General features: G+C 55.3%; 17 protein-coding genes. 9 read left to right on the top strand and 8 right to left on the bottom strand.

What is annotated here, in order from left to right; genetic code table 11:
- Nucleotides 1-90 precede the first annotated feature (90 nt).
- On the bottom strand, nt 91-1251 hold the full coding sequence (gene algW, locus AD669_RS04260) for a Do family serine endopeptidase AlgW (protein ID WP_053117131.1): 1161 nt from the start codon (nt 1249-1251) through the stop codon (nt 91-93).
- 103 nt (nt 1252-1354) lie between these two features.
- Here algW and AD669_RS04265 point away from each other — a divergent pair, with 103 nt between their 5' ends.
- The 3 genes from AD669_RS04265 (at nt 1355) to cysN (ending at nt 5175) form a co-directional block, all read left to right on the top strand.
- Nucleotides 1355-2113 (top strand): Nif3-like dinuclear metal center hexameric protein, encoded by a 759-nt coding sequence (locus tag AD669_RS04265; protein WP_053117132.1) that lies wholly within the window; start codon nt 1355-1357, stop codon nt 2111-2113.
- A gap of 236 nt (nt 2114-2349) precedes the next feature.
- Nucleotides 2350-3267, top strand: coding sequence for a sulfate adenylyltransferase subunit CysD (gene cysD, locus AD669_RS04270; protein ID WP_008085033.1), 918 nt, complete (start codon nt 2350-2352; stop codon nt 3265-3267).
- Between the two features lie 9 nt (nt 3268-3276).
- On the top strand, nt 3277-5175 hold the full coding sequence (gene cysN, locus AD669_RS04275; RefSeq protein ID WP_053117134.1) for a sulfate adenylyltransferase subunit CysN: 1899 nt from the start codon (nt 3277-3279) through the stop codon (nt 5173-5175).
- A 178-nt stretch (nt 5176-5353) separates the two neighbouring features.
- Here cysN and AD669_RS04280 read toward each other — a convergent pair whose 3' ends face one another.
- Genes AD669_RS04280 through AD669_RS27910 form a run of 3 tightly spaced genes read right to left on the bottom strand, consistent with a single transcriptional unit; the run spans nt 5354 to nt 8743 of the window.
- Nucleotides 5354-6256, bottom strand: coding sequence for an acyltransferase (locus AD669_RS04280; RefSeq protein WP_053117136.1), 903 nt, complete (start codon nt 6254-6256; stop codon nt 5354-5356).
- Nucleotides 6257-8356 (bottom strand): phosphate acetyltransferase, encoded by a 2100-nt coding sequence (gene pta, locus AD669_RS04285; protein WP_053117139.1) that lies wholly within the window; start codon nt 8354-8356, stop codon nt 6257-6259.
- Nucleotides 8357-8416: 60 nt separating this feature from the next.
- Nucleotides 8417-8743, bottom strand: coding sequence for a DUF3565 domain-containing protein (locus AD669_RS27910; protein WP_082341397.1), 327 nt, complete (start codon nt 8741-8743; stop codon nt 8417-8419).
- On the opposite strand from AD669_RS27910, the gene AD669_RS04290 reads away from it, so the two are divergent.
- The 3 genes from AD669_RS04290 to AD669_RS04300 all read left to right on the top strand — a co-directional run bounded on the left by AD669_RS04290 (nt 8712) and on the right by AD669_RS04300 (nt 11101).
- Nucleotides 8712-9197 carry a peptidylprolyl isomerase gene (locus AD669_RS04290; RefSeq protein ID WP_053117141.1) on the top strand — a complete coding sequence of 162 codons (486 nt, stop codon included), beginning with the start codon at nt 8712-8714 and terminating at the stop codon, nt 9195-9197. The genes AD669_RS27910 and AD669_RS04290 overlap by 32 nt on opposite strands.
- A 122-nt stretch (nt 9198-9319) precedes the next feature.
- Nucleotides 9320-9802, top strand: a complete 483-nt coding sequence (locus AD669_RS04295; protein ID WP_053117143.1) for a glutathione peroxidase — start codon at nt 9320-9322, stop codon at nt 9800-9802.
- 195 nt (nt 9803-9997) lie between these two features.
- A complete protein-coding gene (locus AD669_RS04300; RefSeq protein ID WP_053117145.1) occupies nt 9998-11101 on the top strand; it encodes an NADH:flavin oxidoreductase in 1104 nt (367 codons plus the stop codon).
- Between the two features lie 121 nt (nt 11102-11222).
- Here AD669_RS04300 and AD669_RS04305 read toward each other — a convergent pair whose 3' ends face one another.
- Nucleotides 11223-12422 (bottom strand): glycosyltransferase family 1 protein, encoded by a 1200-nt coding sequence (locus tag AD669_RS04305; RefSeq protein WP_053117147.1) that lies wholly within the window; start codon nt 12420-12422, stop codon nt 11223-11225.
- Nucleotides 12423-12464: 42 nt separating this feature from the next.
- The gene (locus AD669_RS04310; RefSeq protein WP_371262354.1) at nt 12465-12725 is read right to left on the bottom strand and encodes an EI24 domain-containing protein; all 261 of its coding nucleotides are present in this window, start codon (nt 12723-12725) and stop codon (nt 12465-12467) included.
- A gap of 693 nt (nt 12726-13418) precedes the next feature.
- Here AD669_RS04310 and AD669_RS04315 point away from each other — a divergent pair.
- Genes AD669_RS04315 through AD669_RS04325 form a run of 3 tightly spaced genes read left to right on the top strand, consistent with a single transcriptional unit; the run spans nt 13419 to nt 16492 of the window.
- Nucleotides 13419-14675 (top strand): hypothetical protein, encoded by a 1257-nt coding sequence (locus AD669_RS04315; RefSeq protein ID WP_156316126.1) that lies wholly within the window; start codon nt 13419-13421, stop codon nt 14673-14675.
- Nucleotides 14676-14684: 9 nt separating this feature from the next.
- Nucleotides 14685-15812 (top strand): DUF262 domain-containing protein, encoded by a 1128-nt coding sequence (locus AD669_RS04320; RefSeq protein ID WP_053117151.1) that lies wholly within the window; start codon nt 14685-14687, stop codon nt 15810-15812.
- Entirely contained in the window at nt 15809-16492 is a 684-nt protein-coding gene (locus AD669_RS04325; RefSeq protein WP_053117153.1) for an MAE_28990/MAE_18760 family HEPN-like nuclease, read from the top strand. The genes AD669_RS04320 and AD669_RS04325 overlap by 4 nt, the downstream gene beginning before the upstream one ends.
- A gap of 228 nt (nt 16493-16720) precedes the next feature.
- On the opposite strand, the gene AD669_RS04330 is transcribed toward AD669_RS04325, so the two are convergent.
- Together AD669_RS04330 and AD669_RS04335 are read right to left on the bottom strand one after the other, a co-directional pair.
- Complete coding sequence (locus AD669_RS04330; protein ID WP_053117155.1) at nt 16721-17524, bottom strand: hypothetical protein; 804 nt, start codon at nt 17522-17524, stop codon at nt 16721-16723.
- A gap of 509 nt (nt 17525-18033) precedes the next feature.
- Nucleotides 18034-18750 (bottom strand): recombinase family protein, encoded by a 717-nt coding sequence (locus AD669_RS04335; RefSeq protein ID WP_053117158.1) that lies wholly within the window; start codon nt 18748-18750, stop codon nt 18034-18036.
- Nucleotides 18751-18961: the final 211 nt, after the last annotated feature.

The raw sequence follows: 18961 nt of genomic DNA on the forward strand, positions 1-18961 counted from the left end.
GTCAGTAGGGAGTATCGTCAACAAAAAACGCGGTGTATTAACACACCGCGTTTTATAAACGTCCTCCGAGAATACTTTTTGCGTGCAGGGTTAGTTCTCTTCCTCCGCTTTCACCGGCGCTGGTGGTGGACGCAGACCAATTTCAGCGGTGAGCTTCAACTCTTTACCGTTACGCATCACCTGAATCGTCACTTTGTCAGTCGGTTTAATCCGCGCAACCTGGTTCATCGAGCGACGACCATCCCCGGCCGGCTCGCCATCAATGCTCAGGATCACGTCACCCAATTGCAGACCAGCCTTCTGTGCCGGGCCATCGCGGAAGATCCCCGCCACGACAATCCCCGGACGCCCGGACAAGCCAAACGACTCGGCCAGTTCCTGGGTCAGCGGCTGCACTTCAATCCCCAGCCAGCCACGGATCACCTGGCCGTGTTCGATGATCGACTTCATCACTTCCATCGCCAGTTTCACCGGAATGGCAAAACCGATGCCCTGCGAGCCGCCGGACTTGGAGAAGATCGCCGTGTTGATGCCGGTGAGGTTGCCGTTGGCGTCGACCAGTGCGCCGCCGGAGTTGCCCGGGTTGATCGCCGCGTCGGTCTGGATGAAATCTTCGTAGTTGTTCAGGCCCAACTGGTTGCGGCCGGTGGCGCTGATGATGCCCATGGTCACGGTCTGGCCGACGCCGAACGGGTTGCCGATGGCCAGCGCGACATCGCCGATGCGGATGTTGTCAGAGCGGCCGACAGTGATCGCCGGCAGGTTTTTCAAATCGATCTTGAGGACAGCGAGGTCGGTTTCCGGGTCGCTGCCGATGACGCGGGCGAGGGTTTCACGACCGTCCTTCAACGCCACGACGATCTGATCGGCGCCGCTGGTAACGTGGTTGTTGGTGAGGATGTAGCCTTCCGGGCTCATGATCACGCCGGAACCGAGACTCGATTCCATACGCTTTTGCTTCGGCGAGTTATCACCGAAGAAGCGGCGGAACTGCGGATCCTCAAACAGCGGATGGTTCGGCTTGTTGATGACTTTGGTGGTGTAGAGGTTGACCACCGACGGCGCCGCGATGGTCACCGCGTCGGCATAGGACACCGGGCCCTGCTGCACGCTGGTGGTTTGCGGGGCCTGTTGCAGGTTGACGTCGAGGCTCGGCAGCCCGACCCATTGCGGGTAACGCTGAATAATCAACAGAGCGATAAGCACACCGGCCAACAACGGCCAGCCCATAAAACGCAGCGCCTTGAACATTAAGCACGTCCTGGAAAAGTTGCAGGCGGGGTCAGACCGCCCATAATGTCGCGCATTATACGAGGCCGCGCGCGCCTCTGAACGGGATATTTAGGAGTCTTTCATGGCCGTTGCCCTCAGCACCCTCGTCGAAGAAGCCGACCGTTACCTTGGCAGTGCGAAAATCGCCGATTATTGCCCCAATGGCTTGCAGGTCGAAGGCCGGCCGCAGGTGATGCGCATCGTCAGCGGCGTCACCGCCAGTCAGGCCTTGCTCGACGCTGCCGTTGAGGCCGGGGCGGATCTGGTGCTGGTGCATCACGGTTACTTCTGGAAGGGCGAAAACCCGTGCATCACCGGTATGAAACAGCGCCGGTTGAAGACGCTGCTCAAGCACGACATCAGCTTGCTCGCCTATCACTTGCCGCTGGATCTGCACCCGGACGTGGGCAATAACGTGCAACTGGCGCGTCAGTTGGACATCACGGTGGAAGGGCCGCTGGATCCGGATAACCTGAAAATCGTTGGCCTGGTCGGCTCGTTGAAAGACCCGATGACCGCACGCGACTTTGCCCGCAAAGTGCAGGAAGTCATGGGCCGTGAGCCGCTGCTGATTGAAGGCAACCCGATGATTCGCCGGGTCGGCTGGTGCACTGGCGGTGGCCAAGGCTACATCGATCACGGCGTGGCGGCGGGCGTCGATTTGTTCCTCAGTGGCGAAGCGTCCGAGCAGACTTTCCACAGCGCTCGCGAAAACGACATCAGCTTCATCGCCGCCGGCCACCACGCCACCGAACGCTACGGCGTGCAGGCACTGGGCGACTACCTGGCAAAACGCTTCGCCCTCGAACACATCTTCATCGACATCCCCAACCCCATCTGACTGACACGACCACTGTAGGAGCTGCCGAAGGCTGCGATCTTTTGATCTTTAAAAACAAGATCAAAAGATCGCAGCCTTCGGCAGCTCCTACAGGGGCGGGTTGGCCGAACTGTGAGGCATATTCATATGCCCTTTCGTTCTAGCCCGCGTCCTGATTAGAAGAAGGTCGCTGTGCTAGGATTCCCCGCTCGAACACGGCCCGCTGGCCGTTCATAAGAAAGTTTTCGTGAGTAGCCATGGTCGACAAACTGACGCATCTGAAACAGCTGGAGGCGGAAAGCATCCACATCATCCGCGAGGTGGCCGCCGAGTTCGATAACCCGGTGATGCTGTACTCCATCGGTAAAGACTCCGCCGTGATGCTGCATCTGGCACGCAAGGCGTTCTTCCCGGGCAAGCTGCCGTTTCCGGTGATGCACGTCGACACCCGCTGGAAATTCCAGGAGATGTACAAGTTCCGCGACAAGATGGTCGAAGAACTGGGCCTGGACTTGATCACCCACATCAACCCCGATGGCGTGGCGCAGAACATCAACCCGTTCACCCACGGCAGCGCCAAGCACACCGACATCATGAAAACCGAAGGCCTGAAACAGGCACTCGACAAACATGGTTTCGACGCAGCCTTCGGCGGCGCCCGTCGCGATGAAGAGAAATCCCGCGCCAAAGAGCGCGTGTACTCGTTCCGCGACAGCAAGCATCGCTGGGATCCGAAAAACCAGCGTCCGGAGCTGTGGAACGTCTACAACGGCAAGGTCAACAAGGGCGAATCCATCCGTGTATTCCCTCTGTCGAACTGGACCGAACTGGACATCTGGCAGTACATCTACCTCGAAGGCATCCCGATTGTGCCGCTGTACTTCGCCGCCGAACGCGAAGTGATCGAGAAGAACGGCACGCTGATCATGATCGACGACGAGCGCATCCTCGAGCACCTGTCCGACGAAGACAAAGCGCGCATCGTCAAAAAGAAAGTGCGTTTCCGCACCCTTGGCTGCTACCCGTTGACGGGCGCCGTGGAGTCCGAAGCCGAAACGCTGACGGACATCATTCAAGAAATGCTCCTGACGCGAACTTCCGAGCGCCAGGGCCGTGTCATCGACCACGATGGCGCCGGCTCGATGGAAGACAAAAAACGTCAGGGTTATTTCTAAGGGGTTGTCATGTCGCACGTATCTGATTTGATCAGCGAGGACATCCTCGCCTACCTGGGCCAGCACGAACGTAAAGAGCTGCTGCGCTTTTTGACTTGCGGTAACGTCGATGACGGCAAGAGCACCCTGATCGGGCGCCTGCTGCACGACTCGAAAATGATCTACGAAGATCACCTCGAAGCGATTACCCGCGATTCGAAGAAAGTCGGCACCACCGGTGATGACATCGACCTGGCATTGCTGGTTGACGGTCTGCAGGCCGAGCGTGAGCAGGGCATCACCATTGATGTTGCTTACCGCTATTTCTCCACCGCCAAACGCAAATTCATCATCGCCGACACCCCCGGCCATGAGCAGTACACCCGCAACATGGCCACCGGTGCCTCTACCTGTGACCTGGCGATCATTCTCGTCGACGCGCGTTACGGCGTGCAGACCCAGACCCGTCGCCACAGCTTCATTGCTTCCCTGTTGGGGATCAAACACATCGTCGTCGCCATCAACAAGATGGATTTGAAAGGCTTCGATGAAGGCGTGTTCGAGTCGATCAAGGCCGACTACCTGAAGTTCGCCGAAGGCTTGAAGATGAAGCCGACCAGCATGCATTTCGTGCCGATGTCTGCCCTCAAGGGCGACAACGTGGTCAACAAGTCCGAGCGCTCGCCTTGGTACAAAGGCCAGTCGCTGATGGAAATTCTCGAGACCGTGGAAGTCGCGGGCGACCGCAACTTCACCGATCTGCGTTTCCCGGTGCAGTACGTCAACCGTCCGAACCTGAACTTCCGTGGTTTCGCCGGCACGCTGGCCAGCGGCATCGTGCACAAGGGTGACGAAGTCGTGGTGCTGCCGTCGGGCAAGAGCAGCCGCGTGAAATCCATCGTCACCTTCGAAGGTGAGCTGGAACACGCCGGTCCAGGTCAGGCAGTAACGCTGACCATGGAAGACGAAATCGACATCTCCCGTGGCGACCTGTTGGTGCATGCCGACAACGTGCCGCCAGTCACCGACAGCTTCGAAGCGATGCTGGTGTGGATGGCTGAAGAGCCGATGCTGCCGGGCAAGAAATACGACATCAAACGCGCCACCAGTTACGTGCCGGGCTCGATTGCCAGCATCGTTAACAAGGTTGACGTGAACACCCTGGAAGAAGGCCCGGCGAGCGCGTTGCAGCTCAACGAAATCGGCAAGGTGAAGATCGCGCTCGATGCGCCGATCGCCCTCGACGGTTACGAAAGCAACCGCACCACCGGCGCGTTCATCATCATCGATCGCCTGACCAACGGCACCGTCGGCGCCGGCATGATCGTCGCGCAGCCAGTGACCCATGGCACTGCCACGCACCACGGCAAACTGGCGCATGTTGCGACTGAGGAACGTGCTCAGCGTTTCGGCCAGCAACCCGCGACCGTGCTGTTCAGCGGTCTGTCGGGCGCGGGCAAAAGCACGCTGGCTTATGCGGTCGAGCGCAAGCTGTTCGACATGGGCCGTGCGGTGTTTGTGCTGGATGGTCAGAACCTACGTCACGACCTCAACAAAGGTCTGCCACAGGATCGTATCGGCCGCACCGAGAACTGGCGTCGTGCCGCACACGTGGCGCGTCAGTTCAACGAAGCGGGTCTGGTGACGTTGGCTGCGTTTGTTGCGCCAAGCGCTGAAGGTCGCGAGCAGGCCAAGGACCTGATCGGCAAGGATCGTCTGCTGACGGTCTACGTACAGGCCTCGCCGGCCGTGTGCGCCGAGCGTGATCCGCAAGGTCTGTATGCCGCCGGTGGCGACAACATCCCGGGCGAATCCTTCCCGTACGACGTGCCGCTGAATGCCGATCTGGTGATCGACACGCAGACGCTGAGTCTGGAAGAAAGCGTCAAGCAAGTGCTGGATCTGCTGCGTCAGCGTGGCGCGATCTAAGCAATAAAGCAGCGACAAGCTTCTAGCTTCAAGCTGCAAGAAAAAGCCCGCCGATGAGTGATCATCGGCGGGCTTTTTTGTGATCTTTAAAAAGTCAAAAGATCGCAGCCTTCGGCAGCTCCTACAGGATGTACGTCAATCCAATGTAGGAGCTGCCGGAGGCTGCGATCTTTTGATCTTAATGCTTCGGATATTCGCGGTGCATCTGTTCCAGCAGCGCATCCTTGTCCAGCCACAGCTGATTGATCCAGCCCTGAAACTGCAAACGATATTCACCGTCCTGATCGTAATTCTTGCCAATGAATTGCTGCGGAATTTTCAGCTCTTCAAAGTGCACCACCACGTCGCGCACATTGCCGCAGAGCAAATCCCAGAACCCCGGACGCCCGGCCGGGTAGTGAATCGTCACGTTAACGATCGACTCCAGTTGTTCGCCCATCGCATCCAGTACAAACGCAATGCCGCCAGCCTTCGGCTTGAGCAGATATTTGAACGGCGATTGCTGCTGCGCATGCTTGCCCTCGGTAAACCGCGTGCCCTCGACGAAGTTGAAAATCCCTACCGGATTATTCCGAAACTTCGCGCAGGTCTTGCGCGTGGTTTCGAGGTCTTTGCCTTTTTTCTCCGGATGCTTGGCCAGGTACGCCTTGGAGTAGCGCTTCATGAATGGAAAGCCCAGCGCCCACCACGCCAGACCAATCACCGGCACCCAGATCAGCTCCTGCTTGAGGAAGAACTTCAGCGGTTGAATCCGGCGGTTGAGCACGTATTGCAGCACCAGAATATCGACCCAGCTCTGGTGGTTGCTGGTGATCAGATACGAGTGCTGATAGTCGAGGCCTTGCAAGCCGCTGAGGTGCCAGCGCGTGCGGCGCACCAGGTTCATCCAGCCTTTGTTGTTGCTGATCCACGCTTCATGGGTGTGGCTCATCAGCCAACCGGCGATGCGCTGGGTGAAGGCAAACGGCAACGCCTTGACCAGCGCCACGCAGAACAGAAACGAGCAGAGCAGAATCGTGTTGAGCGCCAACAGCAGCGAGGCGATCACGCCGCGCACGGGTGCAGGTAGAAAATCCAGCATTTACACATCCATAGGTCGGTTGGCGGCTTGAATCGCGGTGAGGGCGATGGTGTAGACGATGTCATCGACTTGCGCGCCGCGCGGCAAATCGTTCACCGGTTTGCGCAGGCCTTGCAGCATCGGCCCGAGGCTGACGCAATCGGCGCTGCGTTGCACGGCTTTATGCGTGGTGTTGCCGGTGTTCAGATCGGGGAACACAAACACCGTGGCGCGACCAGCCACCTGACTGTTCGGCGCCAGTTGCCGGGCGACTTCTGCGTTGGCCGCGGCGTCGTATTGCAGCGGGCCGTCGATCAGCAGCGAGTGCTGTTGTTCGTGGGCGAGCAGGGTGGCCTCGCGGACTTTTTCGACTTCCTCGCCAGTGGCCGATTCGCCGCTGGAGTAACTGATCATCGCCACACGCGGGGTGATGCCGAACGCCGCAGCCGAATCGGCGCTTTGCAAGGCAATCTCGGCCAGCTCGGTGGCACTTGGGTGCGGGTTCATCACGCAGTCACCGTAGACCAGCACTTCCTCCGGGAAGAGCATGAAGAACACCGACGACACCAGCGTGCAGCCCGGTGCCGTTTTGATCAGCTGCAAGGCAGGGCGGATGGTGTTGGCGGTGGTGTTGATCACGCCCGAGACCAAGCCGTCGACTTCATCCAGCGCCAACATCATTGTGCCAATCACCACGGTGTCTTCCAGTTGCTGCTCGGCCATCGGCGCATTAAGGCTTTTGGTTTTGCGCAGGGCCACCATCGGCTCGACGTAGCGTTCGCGGATCAGATCCGGATCAAGAATCTCCAGCCCCGGCGGCAATGTGATGCCTTGGGCGCGGGCGACGGCTTCGACGTCTTCCGGTTTCGCCAGCAACACGCAACGGGCGATCCCGCGTTCCTGACAGATCGCTGCGGCTTGCACGGTGAATGGCTCGCTGCCTTCGGGCAGGACGATGCGCTTGTTCGCCGCTTGCGCGCGCTGAATCAATTGATAACGGAATACCGCCGGCGACAGACGCATTTCCCGTGGCGTGCCGCAGCGCTGGTGCAGCCATTTCGCGTCGAGGTGGCTGGCGACGAAGTCAGTGATGATCTCCGCACGCTCGCGGTCATCAATGGGGATTTCCTTGTTCAGACCGTTGAGCAGATTGGCGGTGTCGTAGGATCCAGTGCTCACCGACAACACCGGCAGACCGGCCTGCAACGCGCCTCGGCAGAGATCCATGATGCGCGGATCGGGCAGGGTGTCGCTGGTCAGCAACAGGCCGGCCAGCGGCACACCGTTGATTGCGGCGAGGCTGACGGCGAGGATGATGTCGTCGCGATCGCCTGGCGTCACCACCAGCACACCGGGCTTGAGCAGCTCGACGGTGTTGCGCATGGTACGCGCGCAAATGATGATTTTGGTCATCCGCCGGGTTTCGTAATCACCGGCGTTGAGCACCTGCGCGCCCATCAGATCGGCAACGTCGCGGGTGCGTGGTGCGTTGAGTTCTGGTTGATACGGAATGCAGCCGAGCAAGCGGAAATCACCGCTGCGCAGCAACGGCGAATGCTCCTTCAGACGCGCGGCGAAGGCGTCCATGCTTTCGTCGGTTTTGACCTTGTTGAGGATCACGCCGAGGACTTTCGGATCTTTTGGGCCACCGAACAATTGCGCCTGCAGTTCGACGCGCCCGGAAAGTTCGGCGAGCACTTCGTTTTCCGGCGCGGAGACCAGAATCACTTCGGCGTCGAGGCTCTTGGCCAAATGCAGATTGACCCGTGCGGCATAACTGGCGCTGCGGGTCGGCACCATGCCTTCGACCACCAGCACGTCTTTGCCGATCGCGGCTTGCTGGTAAAGGGTGATGATTTCTTCGAGCAACTCATCGAGCTGACCGTCGCCGAGCATCCGCTCAACGTGAGCGAGGCCCAGCGGTTGCGGCGGTTTCAGGCCGTGGGTGCGCGCCACCAGTTCGGTGGAACGCTCAGGGCCGGTGTCGCCCGGGTGCGGCTGCGCAATCGGTTTGAAGAACCCGACTTTCAGGCCCGCTCGCTCCAGCGTGCGCACCAGCCCGAGGCTGATGGAGGTCAGACCCACGCCAAAATCGGTGGGTGCGATAAAAAAAGTTTGCATGCGAATTCTCTAAAGTTGCATGGCAATGGTGTCAGCTTATGTCTGGCTGACTACCGAAATTCAGTCGCCAAGGTTATCGCTAACCGAGCCTTGTGCGCACCAACCGCAGGCAAAGGGTTGGCCTATTTTTTCAATACGTTGCGCCGGATCGAGTACCCACGCCCGGGTTTGCCATGGCGGCTGATGGCGCAGGTGCTGGGTGTGGCCACAGGAAAGCTCGGCCACCCAATGGCCCTCTTCGTCTTGATGGAAGCCTGTGATCGTTGAAACCCGTTTGTCCGGGTTGTGTTCGCTTTCGCGCGATTGCTTCGCTAAACTTGGCCTTTCTATATTCTTATGCAAAAGGTCTCGCCCCATGCTGATCGCCGCCAATAAGGCTGTCTCCATCGACTATACCCTGACCAACGACGCTGGTGAGGTCATCGACAGCTCCGCCGGCGGCGCTCCGCTGGTCTACCTGCAAGGCGCAGGCAACATCATCCCGGGCCTGGAAAAAGCTCTGGAAGGCAAAACCGTTGGTGACGAGCTGGACGTTTCCGTTGAACCGGAAGACGCTTACGGCGAATACGCCGCTGAGCTGGTCAGCACCCTGAGCCGCAGCATGTTCGAAGGCGTTGACGAGCTGGAAGTCGGCATGCAGTTCCACGCTTCGGCGCCGGACGGCCAGATGCAAATCGTCACCATCCGTGACCTCGACGGCGACGACGTGACCGTTGACGGCAACCACCCGTTGGCCGGCCAGCGTCTGAACTTCAAAGTGAAGATCGTTGACATCCGTGATGCCAGCCAGGAAGAAATCGCTCATGGTCACGTCCATGGCGAAGGTGGCCATCACCACTGATTTCTGCGCTAAGCTTCGAGTACTGGAGAGGCGCCTGCGGGCGCCTTTTTAGTCCGCGGCTGTCCTTGGTGGTCTCGCCAAGTGGCTGTTTCGAGTAGAACACGGGAATCTTGGAGTTCGTCATGAGTGCTTTTCACGACCTTAAGTTGACAGCCCTGGATGGTCAGGAGCTACCGCTGGCGCCTTTCAAGGGCCAAGTCGTGCTGGTGGTCAACGTCGCCTCCAAATGCGGCTTGACCCCCCAGTATGCGGCGCTGGAAAACCTCTATCAGCAGTTCAAAGGCAAAGGCTTCAGCGTGCTGGGCCTGCCGTGCAACCAGTTTGCCGGTCAGGAACCCGGTTCTGAAAAGGACATTCAGGATTTCTGCAGCCTCAACTATGGCGTGACGTTTCCGTTGTCGAGCAAGCTCGAAGTCAACGGTCACGAACGGCATCAGCTCTACCGTCTGCTGGCGGGCGAGGGCGCGGAGTTTCCCGGTGACATCACCTGGAATTTCGAGAAGTTTCTGCTCGGCAAGGACGGCCGGGTGTTGGCGCGGTTTTCGCCGCGTACGGCGCCGGATGATCCGACCATTGTTCATGCGATCGAAAAAGCGCTGAGCTGATCAAGCAAGATCAAAAGATCGCAGCCTTCGGCAGCTCCTACAGGTGACCTCAAAATCCCATGTAGGAGCTGCCGAAGGCTGCGATCTTTTGCTCTGCGTCTTTTGATCCTTAATCACCGAAATCAATAATGCTGTTCAAAGGCCTCGGCTCTCCATATTATCGCCGTCATAAAGTCATCTCTGTGGAGCCTCTCGATGTCCGTTCAAGCCTTGTTCAAACCGTTCCACCTCGGTGCCCTCGAACTGCCGACCCGCGTGGTCATGGCGCCGATGACCCGTTCGTTCTCCCCGGGTGGCGTGCCGAATTCGAAAGTCATCGAGTACTACCGCCGTCGTGCGGCTGCCGGTGTTGGCTTGATCATCACCGAAGGCACCACCGTTGGCCACGTTGCCTCGAACGGTTACCCGAACGTGCCGCAGTTCTTCGGTGAAGCGCCGTTGGCTGGCTGGAAAAAAGTCGTCGACGCCGTTCACGCTGAAGGCGGCAAGATCGTTCCGCAACTGTGGCACGTGGGCAGCGTGCGCCGCATCGGCACCGAACCGGACGCCAGCGTGCCGGGTTACGGCCCGTCGGAAAAACTCAAGGACGGCCAAGTCGTGGTGCACGGCATGACCAAACAAGACATTCAGGACGTGATCGCTGCGTTCGCCCAAGCGGCCAAAGATGCACAAAGCATCGGCATGGACGGCGTGGAAGTCCACGGCGCCCACGGTTACCTGGTCGACCAGTTCTTCTGGGAAGGCAGCAACCAGCGCACCGACGAATACGGCGGCAGCCTGGCCAACCGTTCGCGTTTTGCCATCGAGTTGATTCAAGCCGTGCGTGCTGCGGTCGGCGAAGGCTTCCCGATCATCTTCCGCTTCTCGCAGTGGAAGCAGCAGGATTACACCGCGCGTCTGGTGCAGACCCCGGAAGCGCTGGGCGAATTCCTCAAGCCGTTGTCCGACGCTGGCGTGGATATTTTCCACTGCTCGACGCGCCGTTTCTGGGAGCCTGAGTTCGATGGCTCTGACCTGAACCTAGCTGGCTGGACGCGAAAGCTGACCGGCAAACCGACTATCACCGTTGGCAGCGTTGGTCTGGATGGCGAGTTCCTGCAGTTCATGGTCAACACCGACAAAGTCGCGCAACCGGCCAGTCTGGAAAACCTGCTGGAGCGTCTGAACAAAGAGGAATTCGATCTGGTGGCGGTGGGGCGTGCGCTGCTGGTTGATCCGGACTGGGCGCTGAAAGTCCGCGAAGGGCGTGAGCAGGATATTTTGCCGTTCAGCCGTGAGGCGTTGATGTCGCTGGTTTAAGCGGCGCTATCACTGACCTCTTCGCGGGCAAGCCTTGCTCCTACAAGATCAACGGCATTTCGCCACGTGTCTTGTAGGAGCAAAGCTTGCTCGCGAAGGCGGCTTCAGATTCAGCAAAAAATCAGGGCAGTGTCTGAACTTGAGGCACCACCAACTCCCCCAAACATGCCCCACGCAAATGGCTCTCAAACTGCTCGATAATCGCCGCCCATCCCTGGCGACTCGCATGCTGCCGCGCATTCAGGCGCACGCAACGCAAGCGCTCATCCTCTTCCAATAACCACACCGCCGCCTCGCAAAACGCCTCTTCGTCCCCGGGCATCGCCAGCACGCCGCTGTAGCCATGGCGAATATGCTGCGCCGCCGCAGCCTGATCGTAAGCCACCACCCCCAACCCTGACGCCAACGCCTCCAGCACCACATTGCCGAAGGTTTCGGTCAGGCTCGGAAACAAAAACACATCCCCCGACGCATAGTGCGCCGCCAGCGCTTCGCCACGCTGGGCACCGCAAAAAATCGCCTCAGGCAGTTCCTTTTCCAGCGCCAGCCGTTGCGGCCCGTCGCCGACCACAATGAGTTTCAGATTGCGCTGTGGATAAGCGCTGCGCAGTGCTTCGAAGCTGCGCTTGAGCAGGCCCAGGTTTTTCTCCGGCGCGAGGCGTCCTACGTGAATCACGGCAACGTCGCGCTCGCCGAGTCCCCATTGCTCACGCAAGGCGTTCAGGCGTTTGCTCGGGTGAAACAACTGGCTGTCCACACCGCGCGACAACAACGCCAAACGCTCGAAATGCCGACGCTCCAGTTCCAGACGTTGACTGGGACTGGGCACCAGCGTCATCGCCGAGCGATTGTGAAACCAGCGCAAATAATGCGTGAGCATCCGCGTCAGCAGGCCGAGGCCGTACTGACTGGTGTATTGCTGAAAATTTGTGTGAAAGCCGCTGACCACCGAAATCCCCAGGCGTCGCGCCGCGCGCAAAGCCGATAAACCCAGCGGGCCTTCCGTGGCGATGTACAGCACATCCGGGCGCTGGCGTTTCCAGCGGCGCAGCAATTTGTGCATCGACGACTGGCCCCATTGCAGGCCCGGATAGCCCGGCAGCGGCCAGCCTCGGCACAACAGCAGCGCGTCGTCATCGCTGCGCTGCGGATCGCCAGCCTGACGCGGGCGCACCAGATCCACTTGATGCCCGCGCGCGCGCAGTCCATCGCACAAGCGGCCAAGGGTATTGGCCACGCCGTTGATTTCCGGTGGGAAGGTTTCGCTGATGAGGGTGATATGCAGAGCTGTCGTCATGACCTCAGTGTCGGCTGAGGCCATGTCGTCGTTGTGACGTTCGGATGATGGATTTGTGACGCCGCGTTAGCGTTGAGTCACCAGGTTCTCGGCGCCACGCTCACGCACCCAGAACAGCGTCGCACCAGCGACAGCAGCCGGCATCATCAAAATGTTCACCACTGGAATCAGCAGCACCAGATAGACGATCCCGCCAAAACTCATGCTCTGCCAGCGCTTCTGCCGCAGCCAGGCGAGCATCTCGTTCCAGCCGAGTTTGTGGTTGTCCGCCGGGTAGTCGATGTACTGAAAAAGCGTGATGCAAAGTCTGAAAGCCACGTAAATCACAGCCCTTTCCCAAGGGAGAGAATGGGAAATGTATCAGCTAGGTGGATGTCCTGAAAAGATCGAACGTTGATTAGTGTTCCACTTACGGCATCACTCACTAGCGCCGCTGATGCCGGCCAACTGGGGGTGACGACCAACGCTCAAGCCATCATGCATCAGGCACGTTTGAAGCCTCTGGTTCAGGGGTAGCGGTTGAAACCGTCGCAGAGCTGCGCAAAGAGCTTTGCGCGGTAGTTTGCAAATGAGCGGGGTGGCTGTCTTACGAGGGGGAGTAACGTTGTGTCACCACAGCCATTTGAGTTGACTCAGGTAGCAGTCCTGGAGGTGGCTGGTGGGGTGCCAAATACATAACTCATTGATTTATAAGGTTTATCATTAAAAAGTCACGAAGTGTAACAGCGTTTAAGTACTCCAAAGTGGTGCCCCATCCGGTGCATTCTAGTTGATCTCCGCTTTTCCCCTAGCTCTCCCCTTGCGTCTCCGATGCGTTTTAGCATGGTTTTCCTTGTCAGGCTGATCTGCGTGCAGAATCTTCTCTCAGATGCGTTGGTTTTCGAGCATGCCAAGGTATAGTGGCTATAGAAAAATCGCCCCTCATTGAGGTGACGAAAAAATGCAGAGTAGCTACAGTCCACGTTAGTGCTCAGGTGAGACTTACCGTAGCTCCAAAAGCTTAAGTATATCGAGAGTAACTTGTTAGTAATTAACCCGAAAAGAGTCAATGAAGAGATTGAAGAGAAGCCGTACTGGTATAATTACTATGCTGGGTATTCGCATTCGTTTGCCAAAAGTATTATTGAAACAGCCGGTCTAAACGAATCTTCGATTATTCTAGACCCTTGGAATGGTGCTGGAACTACCACTCTCATGTCTTCGGTGATTGGTCATAAGTCGGTCGGTGTTGATTTGAATCCAGTGATGAAGATCATCGCCACGGCAAAGCAGGCTAATCGAAGTGATATTGGGATTATTGAATCAAAGTTGTTGGGGTTGCCAGCGGTTCGCGCAAAAAAAGAGCGTGCTGATGATCCGCTTTTTCTATGGTTTCGAGACTCAGGTGTTACAGCTATTAGGAGGGTGGAGCGTGCTATTGTTAAGTCCAGTAAGTTTGTTTCTGTGTCTGCCAAGGTCGAATCGTTAGAGGCAAGTGAATGTGTTCTGTATACAGCGCTATTTAACTGTGTGAGAACATATCTGAAGGACTTTATTCCATCTAATCCTACTTGGATAAAGAAGCCAAAGAACGATGATGATAAAGTTGATGTTGGGTGGAAGGAGTTTAAGGCTCGTTATACATCTCTTGTTTTAGATATGCTTAATGGGTTGAGGGTCGAGGAACACATTTGGCCTGCTGATCGTGCTCTAGTAAATGTCGCATCGTCTACTAGACTACCATTGCCAAATGATCATGTCGACTTGGTTCTAACTTCGCCGCCCTACTGCACACGCATTGATTATGGTGTTGCGACGTTACCTGAGCTTGCTGTCATATCAATAATCGGGACGAGTGATATCGATGATGTAAGAAGATCGTTGATGGGTACTACTACCGTTCCCAAAAAAGTTGATGCTCCGACCGCGGGTGAAGTGGGTGAGTTATGTTTTAAATTTCTAGAGGATGTTAAGGCTCACTCCTCCAAAGCATCAGGTACGTATTATTATAAGAATTTATTGCAGTATTTTACCGGCTTGAGTCGTTCGATCTTAGAAGTTAGTAGAGTTATGAGGCCGAACGCTTCGTTCGTGTGTGTGGTACAAGATTCGTTTTATAAAGATTTACATTGCGATCTCCCGTCAATGATAGTTGAGCTTGGCGGTATGGCGGGGCTAAAGCTCGATCAAAGACATGATTTTGTAAGCAAGCAAAATATGGTGAATCTAAATGCTCGAAGCAAAAGTTATAGAAAAGAAACTACTGCCTACGAGTGTGTCTTGATATTTGTAAAGTAAGGAGGGTATATGACTCAGGATGACTTGATACTTGCGTTGGAATCAAAGGTCGAAAAAGTGCATACGCAAAGCCTAGACCTTTCATTTAACGAACTGCTGGATATGTCGAAAGATGGAGAGTTAGATATAAATCCGGACTATCAGCGGCTGTTCCGCTGGAGTCAAGGTGCGCAGTCTAGGTTCATTGAGTCATTGCTTTTAGAGATGCCTGTACCTCCACTTTATGTTGTGGAAGATGATAACGGGAAGTATCAACTCATCGACGGACTCCAAAGATTTTCGTCTTACCTTCATCTGCGCGGAGAGTTGGAAGCCCCGCACTTGTCGGATCCAGTAAAAAAAGGAGATCATCTTCAGTTGCAGGAGTGTGACATCGTTGAGGATCTAAATGGCTTAACTTATGATGACTTGCCAACGGCTCTCAAGATTAGATTGAAACGAGCATTTGTGAGGGTTGAGGTCGTAAGGAAGGGTAGCGATAATAAGTTTCGTTATCATATGTTTAAGCGTTTAAACACTGGAGGTGAGGCGCTGACCAGCCAACAGCTTCGTAATTGCACGATTCGCATGCTGGACTCAAAGTTCATTGATTTTGTAATTGCCCTAAGTAAAAAGCCGGATTTTGTAACCTGTATCAGTAAGATTTCAGATCAGCAAAAGCTAGGTTCTTTTGACCAAGAGTTAGTACTTCGCTTCTTTGCTTTAAAGAATTATAAGGCTAAATTCGTACATGACGTATCTGATTTTTTAACAGAGTATATGGAAAAGGTAACTGATCCTGAAGAACCGGGTGTGGTATTTGATTATGTGGATCAAGAGCGTAGCTTTGATAAGACGTTCGATATACTAAACAAAACTCTAGGGGAAAGAAGTTTTGGTAGAGGGGCGAAGGGTGGTGTGCAGGCAAACTTTGCTGTCTATCACTTCGAGGCAATTTGCATCGGGTTGCAACCCTATTTAGATAATATCGATCCTGATAATGCTGCGCATATAGATGCGCTGCGAGACAAATTGCTTGAAATTAAGGCGGATGCTGATTTTATTAACCACACGACTGGGGGTGGAAAGAACTCCCCAGGGCAACTTACGAATCGAATAGGTGTGGTTAGTGAAAAACTTGCAGAGCTAAGATTATGAGTTTGGCTGCATTTCAAGAGCAGTTGGAGCTCGAACGAGAGTGGCGAGAGGCCGAAGTTCGGTTTTTGAATAATCTACAAGCCGGGCTGGCTGATGTAGAGAAGTACAAAGTTCGACGCTCCATTGTTTGTTTGCTCTATGCCCATGTTGAGGGGTTTGTTAAATTTTCCTTTTCTTTGTACGTGGATCAGATCAACAAGAAGGGTTTGTTCTGTAAGGATGTTAATCCTGCCATCGCCGCTGCTGCTTTCTCTAAGGAGTTTAGTGCGCTAAAAGATATTAGGCGAAAAAGTAGTTTTTTTATTAACTCTTTACCTGAGGATAAGCACTTGCATGGATTTGCTAGGGAGGTTGATTTTGTTTCCAGTATTGGAGATTTTTATGATCATCCTGTGCTTATAGGTGAAGATTATATAAATACAGAGAACAATGTTGGTCGAGAGGTTCTGGAGAAGATGTTGTTCCAAGTTGGTTTGGAATATACGGATTTGAAGGACGTTTACGCGCCACTAAATAGGCTCTTGAATGTTCGAAACGACATTGCACATGGAAAACGAAAGCAAGGAGTGGAGGATGCGGATTACAGTGTATTTATAAACTGTTGTCGAACTATAATGGATACTGTCTCTCGCCGGTTGACTAATGCATTTGGTCAAGAAAAATACTTGAAAGTTAACTAGTTTTATTGTTGATTTGTTAGAGGTTTCTTCGCCACTTTCTGTGGCGACCGCTGCTGGGAGGTCGGAGCTCGATACGGGAGGCAGCTTTTCATTCGTAAAAATTCATCTGTAAGGTGACCCATGACAGATAGTGCGCATGAATCAATCGACCGATTAAACTACTGACCGCTTGTTTATATGTCGTAGTAGATCCGTTAAACGAAGAAGTTAGGTCGCACTATATTTCCGTTACCTCGTTCGCCTCAGTTCGGAGAGGGCCTCCTCGACCACTGACTCGAGTGCCTCTGCAAATGAGGCAAAGGGGCAGGCAGCGATGATGCGCGTGCTGGAATACCAACCACTCTGCACTCCGATGACACTGTATTTCCAAGTGTCGTCAGCCTTCCACAACATGACGATTGGCCCACCGCTCATGCCAGCGATATCTTCGACGACCTCTTCTGATCCGCTCGCGAGCCTCGCATAGAATTGGTTTTCGACCTTCTGCTCTGCGAGAAACGGCGGTTCCACTGACACGATAGGAACCATCACGACTTTCGCAGTAATCTGGGTGGTGTCATCGACGGAGATTGACTCACTCGGAATCCCGTATAGAACCCAGTGATCGTGCTCGGTAATATAGTCCCCCCAAGCTTGCTTAGTGATCGGAATAATGCCGCCAGCTTCGAGCTGCTGACGATAGAGCCCGCCTAGGTGCAGGGCCGCATAGTCGAGTCCGACGGATGCCTCTTCAAGCACGCACCACTGCTCAAGCTGGAAGTCGTAGGGAATGGCAACGTTGTTAAAACGATTTCCAGCTGTCTGATCGTCAAGTCGCCATGAGTCGAAGGTGGAGCCGCCGTTGATCGCGCTGCTTAGTTCTCTCAAGATGTGCCCAGCTGTCACGTAGAACCATTCACCCATGATCTCCACCACGAAGCCGGAGAACACGAGAGGCCGAACGGCTTTAGGTGCGAGGGAATGCTGGATACAAGTCAGTGACACGAAGTGACGGCCGATGCTGCTTGCAATTCGCTCGGTAAATTTATTCATATGTTCCAGTAGGCAGGGCAGATGTCGTTAATTGTTTGGCTTCACTCCAGGCGGCACGCCATTTCGCAATGGTCGGCAGTGTTGTTTATCTTCCTGTGGGTACTTGTTTAGCGTAGACGAGAGTGTTGCAAAAGCGGCAGAAAACCAGAGGAGCGACGCGTAAAGTGTGTTGGCAAGTCTTACTACTTTCTAGGCTTATTCGTAGCGTCAGGCTAGTCCCATTTGCCTGCATCGAATCTACTGGCCTTTCTCTTTCAACTTTGCATTTTTGAAATCTGTCGATAGCCAATTTTTCAGAATCGACAGTTGTCTCTGTGGAGTATCAGTCCTTTTGCCGGAGGTAAAATATCGGTCGGATAACCCTGTAAAACGGCAAATTCCCGCACAGGCTGGGTCGAGGTTAAGAGCCATTCCCGTACCATTTGGCTTTAAGCGGCTACGAATTCAAAATATCACGGCCATCGAAAGCCGGGTGATAATCCCGCCGCAATTGCTTCCTAGGAGCTTATTCAATTGGTGCTGACCTTGTTCAATTCCAATCCAAGGCGTTGCATCACACGCATCGCGGCGGTAGGTGACCACTGACCACCACGGGCGGTAGGAATTTTGCGGGTGATAAGGCAGTCGGCTACTGCCTGGAGGCTGGTTGCTCCGTCGATGATGCACAACCTGATGGCGTCCTTAACCAAGGCTGCACGGTCGTCCGCCTGCTTACGCTGAGTATCATGGCCTTTGGTACGGTTCAGCTGGCTACGGCCCTTAGCGAGAGCCTGGGAACGGTTTCTGATCTTCTGCACCGCCTCTTCGTCGCCATTAGATGCGCGCGTCCCCAAGGACTTCAATGCGGCTTTAGTGCGTTCGCTGATGAACGTGCGTTCCTGTTCAGCCAGTACCGCGTAGATATGGAGTTGGAATGTATCAGCGGTGGGCATAGTTGCTACCCGAAACTTGTGACGCTTCATTAGGCCAGCGATGTGTTCAACGTCCCGACTCATCCGATCCAGCTTGGCAACGACTATTGGTCGACCATCAGCAAAGGCTCTGGCGCCCGCTGGTCGCTCCAGTGGGTGAATCGAGCCAGATATACCCACGTCCTCAAACTCTGCCACCACTACCCAGCCTTGCTGCTCGGCTGCGAACTTCACGTACTCCCGCTGTGCATCGAGGCCAAGGCCGGATTCACCCTGGCCTTTAGTGGATACGCGGTAGTAGCCGACAACTTCCATGCTGGTAATTCCGTAAACTGGGCTGATAAACAAATATTACAACTGTTAGAACGACCATTCAACAGTTGTAATGCTTTCGGTTTGCCCTTTCGAGTAGGGCGTGCCCGTTTGCTGGTACAGATTTGCGACTACTGGTGCTTTCATGGGGTTGGTGCTGTAGCTTCAACGAATAGGGGGGAGAACTTTGTATGGAGGGGGCTTCGCTTGGCCT

The organism is Pseudomonas sp. P1.31 (assembly GCF_001269815.1).
GTDB lineage: Bacteria > Pseudomonadota > Gammaproteobacteria > Pseudomonadales > Pseudomonadaceae > Aquipseudomonas > Aquipseudomonas rustica.

Bases quoted from the DNA above. Each gene is read 5' to 3' on its own strand.
- cysN (WP_053117134.1), top strand. From the start codon at position 3,277: ATGTCGCACGTATCTGATTTGATCAGCGAGGACATCCTCGCCTACCTG.
- AD669_RS04280 (WP_053117136.1), bottom strand. From the start codon at position 6,256: ATGCTGGATTTTCTACCTGCACCCGTGCGCGGCGTGATCGCCTCGCTG.
- AD669_RS04295 (WP_053117143.1), top strand. From the start codon at position 9,320: ATGAGTGCTTTTCACGACCTTAAGTTGACAGCCCTGGATGGTCAGGAG.
- AD669_RS04300 (WP_053117145.1), top strand. From the start codon at position 9,998: ATGTCCGTTCAAGCCTTGTTCAAACCGTTCCACCTCGGTGCCCTCGAA.
- cysD (WP_008085033.1), top strand. From the start codon at position 2,350: ATGGTCGACAAACTGACGCATCTGAAACAGCTGGAGGCGGAAAGCATC.
- AD669_RS27910 (WP_082341397.1), bottom strand. From the start codon at position 8,743: ATGGAGACAGCCTTATTGGCGGCGATCAGCATGGGGCGAGACCTTTTG.
- algW (WP_053117131.1), bottom strand. From the start codon at position 1,251: ATGTTCAAGGCGCTGCGTTTTATGGGCTGGCCGTTGTTGGCCGGTGTG.
- AD669_RS04335 (WP_053117158.1), bottom strand. From the start codon at position 18,750: ATGGAAGTTGTCGGCTACTACCGCGTATCCACTAAAGGCCAGGGTGAA.
- AD669_RS04320 (WP_053117151.1), top strand. From the start codon at position 14,685: ATGACTCAGGATGACTTGATACTTGCGTTGGAATCAAAGGTCGAAAAA.
- AD669_RS04330 (WP_053117155.1), bottom strand. From the start codon at position 17,524: ATGAATAAATTTACCGAGCGAATTGCAAGCAGCATCGGCCGTCACTTC.
- AD669_RS04265 (WP_053117132.1), top strand. From the start codon at position 1,355: ATGGCCGTTGCCCTCAGCACCCTCGTCGAAGAAGCCGACCGTTACCTT.
- AD669_RS04290 (WP_053117141.1), top strand. From the start codon at position 8,712: ATGCTGATCGCCGCCAATAAGGCTGTCTCCATCGACTATACCCTGACC.
- pta (WP_053117139.1), bottom strand. From the start codon at position 8,356: ATGCAAACTTTTTTTATCGCACCCACCGATTTTGGCGTGGGTCTGACC.
- AD669_RS04325 (WP_053117153.1), top strand. From the start codon at position 15,809: ATGAGTTTGGCTGCATTTCAAGAGCAGTTGGAGCTCGAACGAGAGTGG.
- AD669_RS04305 (WP_053117147.1), bottom strand. From the start codon at position 12,422: ATGGCCTCAGCCGACACTGAGGTCATGACGACAGCTCTGCATATCACC.